The following is a 16,650-nucleotide window of genomic DNA, read 5'->3' as shown; positions in this document are numbered from 1 at the left end:
TGCCAGATCGCTGGGTGCTGCGTCCGCGCGAGGGCAAGGATCGCATCGATTTTGCGGCGGTGTTGCCGGACGGTAGGATTGCTAGCCGTGCGTGGGCTCTGCCCTGCCCGTCGGTCCTCGGCCCGCTCGAAGCGGTTCATCAGATCGTACGTGGCACCAGACCACCACACGCTCTCGCCGGGCAGCTCATCGGGCGTCGGCCGGTCGGTTTCCGACAGGTCTCCTCGTCAAACGGGAAGTGCGGGGGAGGGCGCCGGTCCGACACTCCCGACTGCGGGGGTCGCGCGGAGCGGGAAACCCAAGGAGTTGGACACGGTGCGAACCCGTGCCAGCAGACAAGATTCGATCAGTTACGGAGACAGTAGGTTGCCTACAATCAACCAGCTCGTCCGCAAGGGTCGGCAGGACAAGATCGGTAAGATCACGACGCCGGCCCTCAAGGGCAGCCCCCAGCGACGCGGTGTGTGCACCCGCGTCTACACCACGACCCCGAAGAAGCCGAACTCCGCGCTTCGCAAGGTCGCGCGTGTCCGCCTCACCTCGGGCATCGAGGTCACTGCTTACATCCCGGGCGTCGGCCACAACCTGCAGGAGCACTCGATCGTGCTCGTGCGCGGTGGTCGTGTGAAGGACCTGCCGGGTGTGCGTTACAAGATCGTCCGCGGCTCCCTCGACACCCAGGGTGTCAAGGGTCGCCAGCAGGCTCGTTCCAAGTACGGCGCGAAGAAGGAGAAGAAGTAATGCCTCGCAAGGGCCCCGCTCCCAAGCGCCCCCTCGTCGTCGACCCGGTCTACGGTTCGCCGCTGGTGACCCAGCTGGTCAACAAGATCCTGCTGGACGGCAAGAAGTCCATCGCCGAGCGCATCGTGTATGGCGCCCTCGAAGGCTGCCGCGAGAAGACCGGCACCGACCCGGTCGTGACCCTCAAGCGCGCGCTGGACAACGTCAAGCCGAGCCTCGAGGTCAAGAGCCGCCGTGTCGGTGGTGCGACCTACCAGGTCCCCGTCGAGGTCAAGCCGGGCCGCGCGACCACGCTGTCGCTGCGCTGGCTGGTCGGCTACGCCCGGCAGCGCCGCGAGAAGACGATGACCGAGCGCCTGATGAACGAGATCCTCGACGCGAGCAACGGCCTGGGCGCCGCGGTGAAGCGTCGCGAGGACACTCACAAGATGGCCGAGTCCAACCGGGCCTTCGCGCACTACCGCTGGTGATGCGTCCGCTGTCCGGTGCGTCACGCACCGGACAGCGCCCGGCCGGCAGACCGCCGTCCACCTATTCGAGTCTGATCAACTTCAACTCACGAAAGAAGACAACGTGGCACTCGACGTGCTGACCGACCTGAAAAAGGTCCGCAACATCGGCATCATGGCGCACATCGATGCCGGTAAGACCACGACCACTGAGCGCATCCTGTTCTACACCGGTGTCAACCACAAGATCGGCGAGACCCACGACGGTGCTTCGACGACCGACTGGATGGAGCAGGAGAAGGAGCGGGGGATCACCATCACCTCCGCCGCCGTGACCTCCTTCTGGGAGGGCACCCAGATCAACATCATCGACACCCCCGGGCACGTCGACTTCACCGTCGAGGTGGAGCGCAGCCTGCGCGTCCTGGACGGCGCTGTCGCCGTCTTCGACGGCAAGGAGGGCGTCGAGCCGCAGTCCGAGACCGTGTGGCGCCAGGCCGACAAGTACGACGTCCCGCGCATCGCGTTCGTCAACAAGATGGACAAGATGGGCGCCGACTTCTACTTCACCGTGCAGACGGTCAAGGACCGCTTGGGCGCCGAGCCGCTGGTGCTGCAGCTGCCGATCGGGTCCGAGGCCGACTTCGTCGGTGTCGTCGACCTGGTCGAGATGCGTGCACTGGTGTGGCCGGGTGACGCCAAGGGTGACGTCACCATGGGTGCGAAGTACGAGACCCGCGAGATCCCGGACGACCTGAAGGCGAAGGCGGACGAATACCGCCAGGCGCTCGTCGAGCGTGTTGCCGAGGCCGATGACGCCCTGATGGAGAAGTACCTCGACGGCGGCGAGCTGACCACGGACGAGATCAAGGCGGGCATCCGCAAGCTCACGGTCAACTCCGAGCTCTACCCGATCCTGTGTGGTTCGGCGTTCAAGAACCGCGGCGTGCAGCCGATGCTCGACGCGGTCGTCGATTACCTGCCGTCGCCGCTGGACGTGCCGCCGATGATCGGTCACAAGCCGGGCGACGAGGACACCGAGATCACTCGTGAGCCGAGCAAGGAGGCGCCGTTCTCCGCGCTGGCCTTCAAGATCGCCTCGCACCCGTTCTTCGGCACGCTCACCTTCATCCGGGTCTACTCGGGTCGGGTCAACGCGGGCAGCCAGGTCTTCAACACGACCAAGGGCAAGAAGGAGCGCATCGGGAAGCTCTTCCAGATGCACGCCAACAAGGAGAACCCCGTGGAGGAGGCCGTCGCCGGCCACATCTACGCGGCGATCGGTCTGAAGGACGTCACCACCGGTGACACGCTCAGCGACCCCAACGAGCAGATCGTGCTGGAGTCGATGAGCTTCCCGGAGCCGGTCATCCACGTGGCGATCGAGCCGAAGACCAAGAGCGACCAGGAGAAGCTGGGCACCGCCATTCAGCGGCTCGCCCAGGAGGACCCGACGTTCACGGTCAGCCTCAACGAGGAGACCGGCCAGACCATCATCGGTGGCATGGGCGAGCTGATGCTCGACATCCTCGTGGACCGTATGAAGCGCGAGTTCAAGGTCGAGGCCAACGTCGGTGCGCCGCAGGTCGCCTACCGCGAGACGATCAAGTCCTCGGTCGAGAAGTACGACTACACGCACAAGAAGCAGACCGGTGGATCGGGTCAGTTCGCGAAGGTGCAGATGACCTTCGAGCCGCTGGACACGACCGAGGGCGAGCTCTACGAGTTCGAGAACAAGGTCACCGGTGGTCGCGTGCCGCGCGAATACATCCCGTCGGTCGACCAGGGCATCCAGGAGGCCATGCAGCTCGGTGTCCTCGCCGGCTACCCGCTGGTGGGCATCAAGGCCACCCTGCTCGACGGTGCTTACCACGACGTCGACTCCTCGGAGATGGCGTTCAAGATCGCCGGTTCGATGGTGCTCAAGGAGGCCGTCCGCAAGGCCAACCCGGTCCTGCTCGAGCCCGTGATGGCCGTCGAGGTGCGCACGCCCGAGGAGTACATGGGCGACGTCATCGGCGACCTCAACTCCCGCCGTGGCCAGATCCAGGCCATGGAGGACATCAGTGGTGCGAAGGTCGTCAAGGCGGTCGTGCCGTTGTCCGAGATGTTCGGGTATGTCGGTGACCTGCGGTCCAAGACCCAGGGTCGTGCCAACTACACGATGCAGTTCGACTCCTACGCCGAGGTTCCCAAGAGCGTCGCCGAGGAGATCATCAAGAAGATCCGGGGCGAGTGACGCTGGTGTTGCGGCATACAGAATTGAACGCCGTGTGCCGCAACGCCTATCGTCAGCCCGGTTTGTAAAACACAACACAACCAATCCAGGCGCCGCCCCGGCGTCAGCGACAGTCCTTGAAGGAGGACCCCAAGTGGCTAAGGCCAAGTTCGAGCGGACAAAGCCGCACGTCAACATCGGAACCATCGGTCACGTCGACCACGGCAAGACCACGTTGACGGCTGCTATCACCAAGGTGCTGGCGGACAAGTTCCCCGACCTGAACAACGCTTCTGCGTTCGAGGACATCGACAACGCTCCCGAGGAGCGCCAGCGCGGTATCACCATCAACGTCTCGCACCAGGAGTACGAGACCGACAAGCGTCACTACGCGCACGTCGACGCCCCGGGTCACGCTGACTACGTCAAGAACATGATCACCGGTGCTGCTCAGATGGACGGCGCCATCCTGGTCGTCGCGGCCACTGACGGCCCGATGCCGCAGACCCGTGAGCACGTGCTGCTGGCCCGCCAGGTCGGCGTCCCCTACATCCTGGTGGCGCTGAACAAGTCCGACATGGTCGACGACGAGGAGATCCTCGAGCTCGTCGAGATGGAGGTCCGCGAGCTGCTGTCCAGCCAGGACTTCGACGGCGACAACGCCCCGGTCATCAAGGTCTCGGCGCTGAAGGCGCTCGAGGGCGACGCTGAGTGGGTCAAGTCGGTCGAGGACCTCATGGACGCTGTCGACGAGTCGATCCCGGACCCGGTCCGCGACACCGACAAGCCGTTCCTGATGCCGATCGAGGACGTCTTCACGATCACCGGTCGTGGCACCGTCGTCACCGGCCGTATCGAGCGTGGCGTCCTGAACGTCAACGACGAGGTCGAGATCGTCGGCATCAAGGAGAAGTCGCAGAAGACCACGGTCACCGGCATCGAGATGTTCCGCAAGCTGCTCGACGAGGGTCGTGCGGGTGAGAACGTCGGTCTGCTGCTCCGCGGCACCAAGCGCGAGGACGTCGAGCGCGGTCAGGTCGTCGTGAAGCCGGGTTCGATCACCCCGCACACCGAGTTCGAGGGTCAGGTCTACATCCTGGGCAAGGACGAGGGTGGCCGTCACACGCCGTTCTACGACAACTACCGCCCGCAGTTCTACTTCCGGACCACGGACGTCACGGGTGTCGTGACGCTGCCGGAGGGCACCGAGATGGTCATGCCCGGTGACAACACCGAGATGTCCGTCCAGCTGATCCAGCCGATCGCCATGGAGGAGGGCCTGCGCTTCGCCATCCGCGAGGGCGGCCGCACCGTCGGCGCCGGCCGGGTCACCAAGATCATCAAGTGACCTCGTAGCACATCGCCGAAAGGCCCCGTCCCCACGTCGGTGGGGGCGGGGCCTTTCGTCATACCCGCGTGCGCCCACCCCCACGTCGACAGGCCCCCCGATGGTCGACAGGCCCGGCGATTGTGCCGATTTTCGACCCGAATCGGCGGTCCGCTCGGTGATCGGGGGGCCTGTCGGCGAGTTATACAAGAGCTCTTGTGTATGACGGGCGGGGCGGTCACGATATATCGCATGCCACGTAGAACAGCCGCCGAGCGGCACACCGACTCCGCGCCCCCCAACGGGTTGCCGGCGATGCCGGAGGGAGCGGCCCTCATCGATGCCTTGCTCGCGTTGCACCACCCGCTGCGCCGGCGGATCTACGAGATCCTCGGCAACGACGGCCCGGCGACCGTCGGGCAACTTGCCGCGCGGCTCGACATCGCCGTCGGCTCGGTCAGCCATCACCTCAAGCCGATGCACAAGGTCGGCTTCATCGAACCGGCGCCCGAGCTCGCGCGCGACACCCGTGAATCGTGGTGGCGTGCCCACCGGCGCCGGTTGTCCTGGAGCACCGACGACTACGAGGGCGGTAGTTTCGCCCGACAGGTGGCCGACGCGGCGGAGCGGGCGAACCTGGAGTACCTCAACGCCGCGACGGTCCAGTGGATGCGCACCCGCGACGAGCTGCCGATCGAATGGCGCGAAGGCCTCGCGACCGACAACTTCGACCTGGCGACCGTGGCCCAGATGGCGGACCTGAAGTCGCGGCTGCGCGACCTCATTGACCAGTGGTCGCAGGAGGTGCGCGCCGACGCCGAGCAGCATCCCGACGAGGAGCGCCGGCCGGTGCGCTTCATCGCGCGGGTCTTCCCCAGTGAGCCCGGTGCGGTATGACGGCGCCGACTCGCAGTGAGCCGCAGCTGACCACGGCTCCGCCGCCTCCGGTGCGGCGCGACCGGATGGTCCAGGCCTACGTGCTGGCCGTGATCGTCTCCGCGGCGGGGGACACCGTCTTCGCGATCGGCCTCGCGTGGACCGCGGTGCACCTCTTCTCGCCGGGTCTGGCCGGTTTCGTGCTGGGCGTCGAAATGTTGCCGCAGGCGATCTGCACCCTGCTCGGCGGCGTCATCGCGGACCGCTACGACACCCGCCGGGTGATGATGCTGGGCGAGCTCGCGCGGGTCGTCGTGCTGGTCGCCGCCGCAATGTGTTGGCAGAGCGGATTGCACGCCGGCGCAGTGCTTTTCGCGGTCGCCATCTGTTTCGGCACCGTCAGCGGTCTGAGTGGCCCGGCGGCGCGGACGCTCGTGCGGCAACTGGTCCGCACCGACGATCTGGTGACGGTGAGCGGCTGGGCGCAGACCGGTGCGCGGCTCGCCCGGCTGCTCGGTGCACCGCTGGGCGCCATCGTGATCCATTGGGGCTTCGGCTTCTCCATGCTCGCGGACGCACTGACCTTCCTCGTGGTCCTGCTCGTGCTGCGCCTCGTCGTGCACACCAGGTTCCGGTTGCCGCGGACACGCCAGGAGACGGTGCGGCAGTCGCTGCGCTCCTGCTGGGACTACATCCGCGGGTCGGAGGTCGCGCGCATCTTCCTGCTCGGACTCGCCGCGTTGAACGTCTTCGTCACGCCGGTGATGTCGGTGGGTGTCGCGCTCCGGGTGTCCCAATCCCATTGGGGTTCGGGCTGGTTGGGCGCATCAGAAGCGATCTTCGCGATCGGCGCGATCGTCGGCTCCGTCGTAGGGACCAAGTGGCAGGGCGACTACCTGCCACGGCGGTCGTTCCGGTTGCTGATACTGCAGGGGATCGGACTCACCGCGGTCGGTATGCCGACCCGGGTGGGCCTCGTCATCGGTATGACGATCGTGGGCGTCACCGCCGGGCTGGCCTCGGTGTGGCTCAGCGGATCGTTCCAGCGCGTGATCGCACCGAGCCATCTGGGTCGGGTCGGATCGGTCAGCAACCTCGGCGATCTGGTGTTGATACCGGCGTCGACCCCGATATTCGGACTGCTCGCCGGGGCGTCATCGGTGCTGACCGCGACGACCGCGTGCGGCCTCGCGATGGCTGCGCTCTGTGCGGTCTTCGCGCTCAACCCACAGATCCGACAGCTGCGCTGAACAGCCAGGGCGTGGTGGGCTGGAGCGTCGCGGCGATGTGGCGCTGGAGCTCGGCCGCGTGCGAAATGGCCACGGGCTCACCGGTTTCCGGGTGCACGACGGTGTTGCCGAGGGCGACATACAGGCTGCGCAGTGTATGCATCGAGTTGCTGGCTGCGGGCGGCACGGGGCCGGGTTGTCCGGTCGCAAACATCGCGGCGATCGGGGCGAGGAGCGGCTGCAGGCCGGCACTGCCGTCACCCAGGAGTATGGCGACCACCGCCGCCGCGACGCGGTCGTCCTCCTGGTCGCGCCAGACGAAATCCGTTGGGGCCGTGAGACGTTCGCCGATGATTGCCAGTAGTCGACCTGTCGGCGCGAGGCCGACGGCCCCGAGCGTCCCGACGGCGTCGGCGCCGTGCGCGACCGCGTGGACCCAGCCGACCGGCTCGGCATACCCGCGCAGGTCCTGCTCCGCCGGCCACCACGTGAGCACGGCGTCGGTCCACCGGTCCGGCCACGGGCCGTCCTCGGACGACCAGGTCGACGCCAGCACCGCGAGGATCAGCGCTGCGAAGGAGCGCGCGTGGGACGCGGAGTGGCTGAGGCGTTCGACCATCTGCTCGCCGAGCCAGTGCCGCTGGTCGCGCGAGAGGCTGCCGTCCGAGAGTGCCGACGCCAGCTGTCCATACGCGCGCTCGTCACGGATGGCCGGATCTTCGGAGGCGAGGTCCTCGGCGAGGCGCTCGACGGTGGCGGTGTCCATCGCCACAGCCTACGAACCCTCGCGGCGACGGTGCTGTGGGGCGGGTCACACGCCGTCCGTCATACGGTCCCTCGGTCGGGCGGGGCGGCTGCCTTTGAGAGACTGTCGTGACCGATTCGGAAGTCCCCCAGGAGAACCCGCCGTGTCCAACGCACAGCCATTGACCGAGCTTTCCGCCGACGAGATCGCTGCCTTCCGGCAGGAGCAGCAGGCGGCATACGACACGCTCAAATCCAGCGGCCTGGGGCTCAACCTGACGCGTGGCAAGCCGTCGGCGCAACAGCTGGACCTCTCCAACGACCTGCTCCACCTGCCGACGTCGTATGTCGACGCCTCCGGCACCGACACCCGCAATTACGGTGGCCTGCAAGGCATTTCGCAGCTCCGCGAGATCTTTGCCGAGCTGCTCTGGGTGGAGCCGGAGCAACTCGTCGCCGGCGGCAACGCCAGCCTGACGATGATGCGTGACGTCCTCTACTACCTGACGCTCTTCGGCGGCGTCGACTCCCCGCGCCCGTGGGCGCAGGAGGAGAAGGTGCGCTTCATCTGCCCGGTGCCCGGCTACGACCGGCACCACACGCTGCTGGAGTCGCTCGGCATCGAGATGGTCACCGTCCCGATGACGCCGGACGGCCCGGACGCCGATGCCGTCGCCAAGCTCGTCGCCGACGACCCGACGATCAAGGGCATCTGGGTGGTGCCGACATACAGCAACCCGGCCGGAGCCGTGTGCACCCAGGAGGTCGCCGCCACGCTCGCGTCGATGCCGACCGCGGCACCCGACTTCAAGATTCTCTGGGACAACGCCTACGCGTTCCACCACCTGACCAAGGACGAGGCCAAGAGCGCCGACATCCTGTCGCTGGCCAGCGCCGCCGGCAACCCCGACCGGCCGATCGTCTTCGCGTCGACCTCCAAGATCACCTTCGCCGGGGCGGGGGTCGGCTTCCTCGCGGCGTCGGTGGCTCAGGTGAAGTGGTATCTCGGCCACCTGGGCAACGGCTCGATCGGCCCGGACAAGGTCAACCAGCAGCGGCACGCGGAGTTCTTCGGTGACGCCGAGGGCGTGCGCGCACACATGCGCAAGCACCGCGACATCATCGCGCCGAAGTTCGCCGAGGTGCAGCGGATCCTGCGCGAGCGGCTGGGCGGCAAGGGCATCGCCACCTGGACGGACCCGATCGGCGGCTACTTCGTCAGCCTCGACGTGCTGCCCGGCACCGCGTCGCGCGTGGTCCAGTTGGCCAAGGAGGCCGGCGTCGCGCTGACGCCGGCAGGCGCGTCATACCCCTATGGCAACGACCCGGAGGACACCAACATCCGGCTCGCGCCGACGTTCCCGGTGCTTGAGGAGGTCACCACCGCGATGGACGCCGTCGCGACGTGTGTGCTGCTGGCTGCCGCCGAGAAGCTCAGCGCCTGACCCAGACTGTCCAGCAGGCCCGGTAGCCCCTCGGCTGCCGGGCCTGCTCGCGTCAGGTTCTGGCGGATCCGCGCACATGACCCGCGAGTGTTGAGGGTTGTTTGCAGGTTTGGGCGGTTCCGCGCACACAACCCGCGAGTGTTGAGGCTTGTGCGCACGCCCGCGGCAGCGTCCCCGGACAACAGCCTGTGGACAACCTCCGAGGCGCTCGCGGTGAACGTGCCAACCTCCGTGTATGACGGAGGCAGTTCCTGAGCTCGGCGGCATCTTCACCTCCAAAGATGCGGTTCGAGCGGGCATCAATCGGCGGCGTCTTGCCGGACCGGAGTTTCGACAGCTGGTCCGCGGTGTCTACATGCCCGCCAGTTCCTCGCCGAGTCTCACCTCCCAGGTCAGCTACCTGCTCGATGCGCTTCCTCCCGCGCGATTCGCGTCCCATCACACCGCCGCGGCGCTGTGGGGTGCGGTGACGCCGCAGGCGTCCGACATACATCTGGGCACGCCCAAGCGGCGGCACTCGACCCATCGGGGCGTGCGGCTGCACTTCTACACACATCGCCCGGAGCTGGTCCAACACCGAGGCGTATGGCTCACCTCGCCGGCGCAGACGTTCCTGGACCTCGCGGCGGTGCTGGAGTTCGTCGACCTGCTGATCCTCGGCGACTCCTTGGTGCGGCGTACGGCGCTGACGCCGGCGCAGTTGCGGGCGTTCGTCGCCGACCGGCGCTGCAACGGTGCACGCCGAGCCCGCGAAGTCGCCGCACACGTCCGCTCGAAGGTCGACTCACCCAACGAGAGCAGACTGCGGCTGTTGATGACGAGCGCCGGCATGGTCGAGCCGAAGATCGGACACGTCGTCGAACTCGGTTCGCGCTACAGGCAACTCGACCTCGCGTATGTCGAGCTGCGACTTGCGATCGAGTTCGACGGGCGACACCACATCACTCGCGAGGAGCAGTGGGACAGCGACATCCTCCGGCGTGAGGAGGTCGAAGGACTCGACTGGCGATTCGTGGTCGTCACTTCCGGCGCGATGTTCGGCGAGCCGGTGCAGGTGCTGGGCCGCATCGGCGACGCGGTGCACCTGCGCACCGGCCGGCCCGTCACGATCCACGACGGCTGGCGACGGCACTTCGGCTGACCCGCCGCTCCGCGCACATAACCCGCGACTGTTGAGGGTTGTTTGCAGGATTGGGCGGATCCGCGCACATAAGCCGCGACTGTTGAGGGTTGTTTGCAGGATTGGGCGGATCCGCGTACATAACCCGCGACTGGTGAGGCTTGTGCGCAGGTATGACGACCGCGGCCCACCCCGTTCGGGCGCCTCGTGGGATGCACCTGGCCTCGCGGACTGCACCAGGTCACGCTCCCTACCGAGCCGTATGGCAGAGTTCGGCCTGTGGATTTCCCGGCCGAGACGCCCGCGACGCCGGTCTTCTTCGTGGCCGGAGGGACCGGGATCTCGGCTGAGACCCTCGGCAACATGATGTTGCAGCAGTTCCCCAGCGTGCGATTCGTGCGCGAGAAGCTGCCGTTCATCAAGACCCCGGAGCAGGCACGCGACGCGGTCGCGCAGATGGACGCTGCCAAGACCGGCGGTGTCATGCCGCTGGTGTTCTCCACCGTGGCCGTCGAGGAGATCCGCGAGATCCTCTCCGGGACAGAATGCGCCTTCATCGACCTGTTCGGCTCCCACCTCGACATGGTCGAGCGCGTCCTGCACGTCAACGCTGCGCACAACGCCAGCAGCGCCCACGGAGTGCGGGACGTGGGGGAGTACGACGCCCGGATGAAGGCAGTCGAATTCGCGATCGAGCACGACGACGGTCAGAGCCTGCGTCAGCTGGAGAAGGCCCACCTGATCCTCACCGCCCCGTCACGGTGCGGCAAGACGCCGACGACCATGTACCTCGCTCTCCAGTACGGTCTGCGGGTTGCCAACTACCCGTTGGTCGAGGAGGACTTCGAGACCGGTGGGCTGCCGCGCCCGATCGCGCCGTACGCCGACAAGTGTTTCGGGCTGCTGTCCACCGCACAGCGGCTCAGCCAGGTGCGCACCGAGCGCCGGCCGGGTTCGACGTACGCCACACTCGCGCAGTGCACCTATGAACTGCGGCGTGCTGAGGCGATGTTCCGCACGCACCGCATCCCTTACGTCAACTCGGCGGCGATGTCCGTCGAGGAGATGGCCGCCATGATCATGCAGACGCGCAAGCTCAGCGCCGGACGCACTCCGCGTCCCAGGAAAGGAATCCCGACATGACGAACATCGAGTGGTTCGCCGATCTCGGCATGAACGACGTCGAGACAGTGGGCGGCAAGAATGCCTCGCTCGGTGAGATGGTCCAGCACCTCTCCAAGGCCGGGGTGAGCGTGCCCACCGGATTCGCGACGACTGCCGAGGCCTACCGGCGGTTCCTGACCGAGACGGGACTGAAGGCGGAGATCGACACGCTGCTGGACGGACTGGACGTCGACGACGTCCGGGAGCTGGCCAGCGTCGGCGCGAAGATCCGCGGCGACATCGAGCAGCAGGCCTTCCCGGCCGACCTCGAGGCCGACATCCGTTCGGCATACGAACAACTCACCGGGGAGCAGGGCGCGGAGGTGACCTTCGCCGTGCGCTCCAGCGCGACCGCCGAGGACCTGCCCGACGCGTCGTTCGCCGGACAGCAGGAGACCTTCCTGAACATCAGCGGCATCGACAACATCCTGCACGCGATCAAGCTGGTCTTCGCCTCGCTCTACAACGACCGCGCCATCGCCTACCGCGTGCACGCCGGCTACGACCACTCGCTGGTCGCTCTGTCCGCCGGCATCCAGCGGATGGTGCGCTCCGACATCGGCTCCTCCGGCGTGATGTTCACGATGGACACCGAGTCCGGCTTCCGGGACGCGGTTTTCGTCACTTCCAGTTACGGCCTCGGTGAGGCGGTCGTGCAGGGCGCGGTCAACCCCGACGAGTTCTATGTCTTCAAGCCCGCGCTGAAGGAAGGTCGCCCCGCGATCCTCAAGCGCAGTCTCGGGTCCAAGGCGACCAAGATGGTCTACACCGAGGACCCGACCGTGGGCGAGACCATCCACTTCGTGCCCGTCGAGGACGAGGACCGTGGCCGGTTGTCGCTGACCGACGACGAGGTCACCGAGTTGGCCCAGCACGCGGTCGCGATCGAGGAGCACTACGGCCGTCCGATGGACATCGAGTGGGGCAAGGACGGCGTCGACGGCAAGCTCTACATCCTGCAGGCGCGGCCGGAGACCGTGCAGTCGCGCGCGAGTTCCTCGACGCTGCAACGGTTCGTGCTCAAGGAGCGCGGGCCGGTGGTCGCCGAGGGCCGTGCGATCGGCCAGAAGATCGGCGCCGGTGCGGTGCGCACGCTCAGCTCGATCGACTCGATGCACGAGTTCCAGGCCGGAGAGGTCCTCGTCGCAGACATGACCGACCCCGACTGGGAGCCGATCATGAAGCGCGCGTCGGCCATCGTCACCAACCGCGGCGGTCGCACCTGCCACGCGGCGATCATCGCCCGCGAGCTCGGCATCCCGGCCGTCGTCGGCACGGGGTCGGCGACCTCGGACCTGGCCGAAGGGCAGGAGGTGACGGTCTCCTGCGCGGAGGGCGACACCGGCTTCGTGTATGACGGCAAGCGTGACTTCCAAGTCGACGAGACCGCCCTGGACGAGATGCCCGACATCCCGGTGAAGATCATGATGAACGTCGGCACCCCGGACCAGGCGTTCGAGTTCAGCCGCCTGCCCAACGCCGGCATCGGACTGGCCCGGCTGGAGTTCATCATCAACCGGCAGATCGGCATCCACCCGCGGGCATTGCTGGAGCTGGACGACCAGGACGCGGAGATCCGCAGCCACATCGAAGCGCTGATCTCGGCATACGACAGCCCGCGTGAGTTCTTCGTCAAGCGGGTCGCCGAGGGCGTCTCGACGCTGGCCGCCGCGTTCTACCCCGAGCCGGTCATCGTGCGTATGTCGGACTTCAAGTCCAACGAATACGCGGGCATGCTCGGCGGCGAGCGCTACGAGCCCGACGAAGAGAACCCGATGATCGGCTACCGCGGCGCATCCCGTTACCTGTCACCGGATTTCGCGGACTGCTTCGCGATGGAGTGCGAGGCGTTGCGTTATGTCCGTGAGGAGATGGGGCTGACCAACGTCAAGGTGATGATCCCGTTCGTGCGGACGCTGGAGGAGGCCGAGGGTGTCATCGGTCTGCTGGCCGAGAACGGCTTGAAGCGCGGCGAGAACGACCTGCAGGTCATCATGATGTGCGAGGTCCCGAGCAATGCGGTCATCGCCGACAAGTTCCTCGACCACTTCGACGGCTTCTCGATCGGCTCCAACGACATGACCCAGCTGACGCTCGGCCTTGATCGCGACTCGGGTCTGGTCGCGGCAGGCTTCGACGAGCGCAACCCGGCGGTCAAGGCGATGCTCGGTATGGCGATCAAGGCGTGCCGCGAGCGGGGCAAATATGTCGGGATCTGCGGCCAGGGCCCGTCGGACCACCCGGACCTGGCCGAGTGGCTGCTCGACCAGGGCATCGAGTCGATGTCGCTCAACCCGGACACTGTGGTCGAGACGTGGCTGCGGCTGGCGAAGCGCAGCGCCGAGAACGCTTCTGCCTGAGGCGGTTTCGCCCGTATGACGTGAGGTGTGAGGCGCCCGTCCCTGGTCAGGGGGCGGGCGCCTGTTCGGTGTCCACGGACCCGAATGCCAAGTCTTTGCTATTTCGCCGCCGTCACCGGGTGGCATAGCGTCGCCGGTGAGCTTGCGCCGACAGTCCGGCGAGAGTACGCGACGGAGGCCAGATGATCGAGTTCAACGGCGTCTCCAAGAGGTTCGGGGCGTCATACGCGGTGCACGACTTGTCGTGCGTGGTTGCCCCGGGGCAGGTCACCGGACTTCTCGGCCCGAACGGCGCCGGGAAGACGACCTCGATGTCGATCGCGCTCGGCCTGCAACGGCCGACTGCGGGAGAAGCACTGATAGACGGGGCTTCCTACCGCGGTCTGTCGGCTCCATTGCGGCAGGTCGGCGCACTTCTCGACCCACACGCAGTGCATCCCGCTCGGACAGCGAGTGCGCATCTGAGCTGGGTCGCCACGAGCAACGGCATCGCATCGGGGCGCGTGGCCGAAGTACTCGACATCGTCGGTCTCAGCTCAGTTGCGGGCCGCAAGGTCGGTCGCTTCTCGCTCGGTATGAAGCAGCGCCTCGGTATCGCCCAGGCACTGCTCGGTGACCCACCGGTACTCATCTTCGACGAACCGGTCAACGGGTTGGACCCTGAAGGGATCGAGTGGATCCGACGTTTCTTGAAGACGATGGCCACTGAAGGCCGCACGGTCCTCATCTCGAGCCATTTGATGAGTGAGATGGCGATGACCGCGGATCACCTGCTGGTGATCGGCAAGGGTCGGCTCCTCGCGGACTCGACACTTTCGGACTTCGTGGCGGCGCACACCCGGAACATGGTGATCGTCCGAAGTCCGACAGCGGCGGCGCTCGCGGAGGACGTGCGGTCAGCGGGCGGCCGTGTCGTTGTGAGTGACGAGCGCATGGAGGTCGAGGGTCTGACGATCGAGGAGGTCGGAGATCTGGCTGCTCGTCAGCGCGTGGTGCTCCATGAGCTGCGGGCGGAGACGGCGTCTCTGGAGGACGCCTACCTCGCCTTCACCCGAGGCAGCGTCGAATTCGAAGGAGCGTCATGACCTCGTGCATCCGCGCAGAGTGGCGCAAGATCGTGTCGGTTCCATCGACGGTCTGGACGCTGCTCGTCACGGCAGTCACCGCTGTCGGCAGCAGTCTGGTGATGGCGTTCGCGTCGGCCATGGGTGAGACCACCGGATTCGAGCCATTGGCGGGCGTCTTCGTTGCCTGGGCCGAATACCCGGTTATCGCTATCGGTGTGTTCGGCGCTCTGGCGATGACTACCGAGTTCGGCACCGGGCAGATCCGCACCACTTTGCTCGCTCATCCGCGTCGGTCCGGAGTGCTCGTCGCGAAGGCAGTGGTCGTCGGCGCGATCAGTCTCGCCCTCGGAGTGCTCCTGGCCTGGACGGTCGCCGTCGGAACGGCGATCGTGTTTTGGGCAAACGACGGCTCCGTAGACCTCGCGAGTGCGGCGAATGTCCGAGCGGTCTGTATGGCGGGAGTCGCCCTCGCATGTATTGCGCTGATGGCGCTCGGAGTTGGTGCCCTGGTGCGGCACACCGCGGGTGCGGTGATCCTCTTTCCGGCTCTGTTGTTCCTCCCTCTGGCGACGCTCAGCCTGCCGATGGACTGGCTGAAGGACATCACCAGGTTCAGCCCGTTGGAGGCGGCTTTCCAGACGGTCTCCCCGACCGCGCGCGGAGATCTCCTGCCGATCGGGTGGGCAACGGTCGTCCTCCTCCTCTGGCCGGTGCTGTGCCTGACCGCCGGAGCGATCGTTCTCGAGCGACGGGACGTGTGATTCAAAATTTATGACCAATCGTTCTTGACTGATCGGTCATAATGAGGTCCGATGGAGACATGGGACGGACACGGAGCTTCGAACTTGCCGAGGTGGCGGCACGAGCCGCTGACACTTTCGTTGAATTCGGTTATGCAGGCACGTCAGTGGATGATCTCGTGCGCGCGACCGGCTTGCACCGGGGCAGTCTCTATCAGGCGTTCGCCAGCAAGCGCGGCTTGTTCTGCGCGGCCCTCAGTGGGGCAGGAGTCGACCGGGCGTCTCCCGCCGCAGTCGATCTGCTGCTTGTGGCGCTGATGGATCTGGCACCCAAGGACACAGCGGTCCGCGAAATGTGTCGAGACGCACTTGGCGGACCGAATGCCCCTACTCAGGAGGAGTTGGGGCATCGCCTACTCGAACGCGCAGGACTCATTCCGAACGAAGGAGATGGAAAAGCATGAACACCGTGAAAATCACTGACACCGAACTGGTCATCGAGCCACACGGCTTGGACAAGCTGCTTTCGTTCAAGAGCGGCATGTCGTTGCCGTGGGAGCACGTGCGTGGAGCCACCCAGGATGACCGCATCGTGGAGGAGTCCAAGGGGATCCGGGGGCCTGGCACGAGGCTCCCCGGAAAGTACTCCGGGACGTTCAAGAAGGACGGCGACGCGTCGTTCTGGAATGTGGGTGGCTCGGGCTCGGTGATCGTGGTCGAACTCCGTGACGAACCCTATGTTCGGCTTGTCCTCAGCGTCGAAGATCCGACCAAAGCGGTGGACGAAATCAACGCACACGCTCGGGCCTGAGGGGTCTGTATGACAGGGCGTCGAGCGCGATAGCAGGGTCTTGCCAGTTGCCGTCATCGGCGGGGGGGAGCAGGGGCAAGGAGTCGCCATTGTTGCGATACGTGCTCCTCTGGTCAGGTGGTTTCAGCGGTCAACCGGCCGCGTTCCTGAGAAACACCGAAGAACAGAGGAGTCATCATGAACGAGCTTCTTGCTGGTTACGCCAGCTACTCGTCGACCGAGGCGATCGTCAGTGAACAGCAGGTGACTGCGTTCGCTGAGATGGAGCCGAACACCTCGCTCACGGTCACCGTGTCGGCGTCGGCCTCGTGGTCCGTCACCTTCACGTGGACCGTCTGAGTAGTCGGTCGAACGAGGAA

Annotated in this window: 16 protein-coding genes; 15 read left to right on the top strand and 1 reads right to left on the bottom strand. The window is 66.3% G+C overall.

Annotated features, from left to right (window positions below):
- Positions 1–366: 366 nt before the first annotated feature.
- The 6 genes from rpsL to ACSZL9_RS07880 all read left to right on the top strand — a co-directional run bounded on the left by rpsL (position 367) and on the right by ACSZL9_RS07880 (position 6,861).
- Positions 367–741 carry a 30S ribosomal protein S12 gene (gene rpsL / locus ACSZL9_RS07905; protein ID WP_446664912.1) on the top strand — a complete coding sequence of 125 codons (375 nt, stop codon included), beginning with the start codon at positions 367–369 and terminating at the stop codon, positions 739–741.
- On the top strand, positions 741–1,211 hold the full coding sequence (gene rpsG / locus ACSZL9_RS07900) for a 30S ribosomal protein S7 (RefSeq protein WP_123271448.1): 471 nt from the start codon (positions 741–743) through the stop codon (positions 1,209–1,211). Before rpsL ends, rpsG begins: the two co-directional genes overlap by 1 nt.
- Before the next feature lie 103 nt (positions 1,212–1,314).
- A complete protein-coding gene (gene fusA, locus ACSZL9_RS07895) occupies positions 1,315–3,429 on the top strand; it encodes an elongation factor G (RefSeq protein WP_446664911.1) in 2,115 nt (704 codons plus the stop codon).
- 133 nt (positions 3,430–3,562) lie between these two features.
- Positions 3,563–4,756 (top strand): elongation factor Tu, encoded by a 1,194-nt coding sequence (gene tuf, locus ACSZL9_RS07890; RefSeq protein WP_446664910.1) that lies wholly within the window; start codon positions 3,563–3,565, stop codon positions 4,754–4,756.
- 231 nt (positions 4,757–4,987) lie between these two features.
- On the top strand, positions 4,988–5,632 hold the full coding sequence (locus tag ACSZL9_RS07885; protein ID WP_446664909.1) for a helix-turn-helix domain-containing protein: 645 nt from the start codon (positions 4,988–4,990) through the stop codon (positions 5,630–5,632).
- Positions 5,629–6,861, top strand: coding sequence for an MFS transporter (locus ACSZL9_RS07880; protein WP_446664908.1), 1,233 nt, complete (start codon positions 5,629–5,631; stop codon positions 6,859–6,861). Before ACSZL9_RS07885 ends, ACSZL9_RS07880 begins: the two co-directional genes overlap by 4 nt.
- Here the strand turns inward: ACSZL9_RS07880 and ACSZL9_RS07875 are convergent.
- Positions 6,833–7,606 carry a DUF2785 domain-containing protein gene (locus ACSZL9_RS07875; protein ID WP_446664907.1) on the bottom strand — a complete coding sequence of 258 codons (774 nt, stop codon included), beginning with the start codon at positions 7,604–7,606 and terminating at the stop codon, positions 6,833–6,835. The genes ACSZL9_RS07880 and ACSZL9_RS07875 overlap by 29 nt on opposite strands.
- 142 nt (positions 7,607–7,748) lie before the next feature.
- Here ACSZL9_RS07875 and ACSZL9_RS07870 point away from each other — a divergent pair, with 142 nt between their 5' ends.
- The 9 genes from ACSZL9_RS07870 (at position 7,749) to ACSZL9_RS07830 (ending at position 16,630) form a co-directional block, all read left to right on the top strand.
- Entirely contained in the window at positions 7,749–9,029 is a 1,281-nt protein-coding gene (locus ACSZL9_RS07870) for an aminotransferase class I/II-fold pyridoxal phosphate-dependent enzyme (protein WP_446664906.1), read from the top strand.
- Between the two features lie 235 nt (positions 9,030–9,264).
- The gene (locus ACSZL9_RS07865) at positions 9,265–10,170 is read left to right on the top strand and encodes a hypothetical protein (protein WP_446664905.1); all 906 of its coding nucleotides are present in this window, start codon (positions 9,265–9,267) and stop codon (positions 10,168–10,170) included.
- Between the two features lie 258 nt (positions 10,171–10,428).
- Positions 10,429–11,292 (top strand): pyruvate, water dikinase regulatory protein, encoded by an 864-nt coding sequence (locus tag ACSZL9_RS07860; protein ID WP_446664904.1) that lies wholly within the window; start codon positions 10,429–10,431, stop codon positions 11,290–11,292.
- Complete coding sequence (gene ppsA, locus ACSZL9_RS07855; RefSeq protein ID WP_446664903.1) at positions 11,289–13,673, top strand: phosphoenolpyruvate synthase; 2,385 nt, start codon at positions 11,289–11,291, stop codon at positions 13,671–13,673. The genes ACSZL9_RS07860 and ppsA overlap by 4 nt, the downstream gene beginning before the upstream one ends.
- A gap of 182 nt (positions 13,674–13,855) precedes the next feature.
- Positions 13,856–14,758, top strand: coding sequence for an ATP-binding cassette domain-containing protein (locus ACSZL9_RS07850; protein ID WP_446664902.1), 903 nt, complete (start codon positions 13,856–13,858; stop codon positions 14,756–14,758).
- Positions 14,755–15,501, top strand: coding sequence for a hypothetical protein (locus tag ACSZL9_RS07845; protein WP_446664901.1), 747 nt, complete (start codon positions 14,755–14,757; stop codon positions 15,499–15,501). The genes ACSZL9_RS07850 and ACSZL9_RS07845 overlap by 4 nt, the downstream gene beginning before the upstream one ends.
- A 59-nt stretch (positions 15,502–15,560) precedes the next feature.
- The gene (locus ACSZL9_RS07840; protein ID WP_446664900.1) at positions 15,561–15,944 is read left to right on the top strand and encodes a helix-turn-helix domain-containing protein; all 384 of its coding nucleotides are present in this window, start codon (positions 15,561–15,563) and stop codon (positions 15,942–15,944) included.
- Positions 15,941–16,291, top strand: coding sequence for a hypothetical protein (locus ACSZL9_RS07835; protein ID WP_446664899.1), 351 nt, complete (start codon positions 15,941–15,943; stop codon positions 16,289–16,291). The genes ACSZL9_RS07840 and ACSZL9_RS07835 overlap by 4 nt, the downstream gene beginning before the upstream one ends.
- Before the next feature lie 177 nt (positions 16,292–16,468).
- Positions 16,469–16,630, top strand: coding sequence for a hypothetical protein (locus ACSZL9_RS07830; protein WP_446664898.1), 162 nt, complete (start codon positions 16,469–16,471; stop codon positions 16,628–16,630).
- Positions 16,631–16,650 lie beyond the last annotated feature (20 nt).

The sequence above is a fragment of the Flexivirga sp. B27 genome, from assembly GCF_052905685.1.
This window is presented reverse-complemented; position numbering and strand designations above follow the sequence as displayed.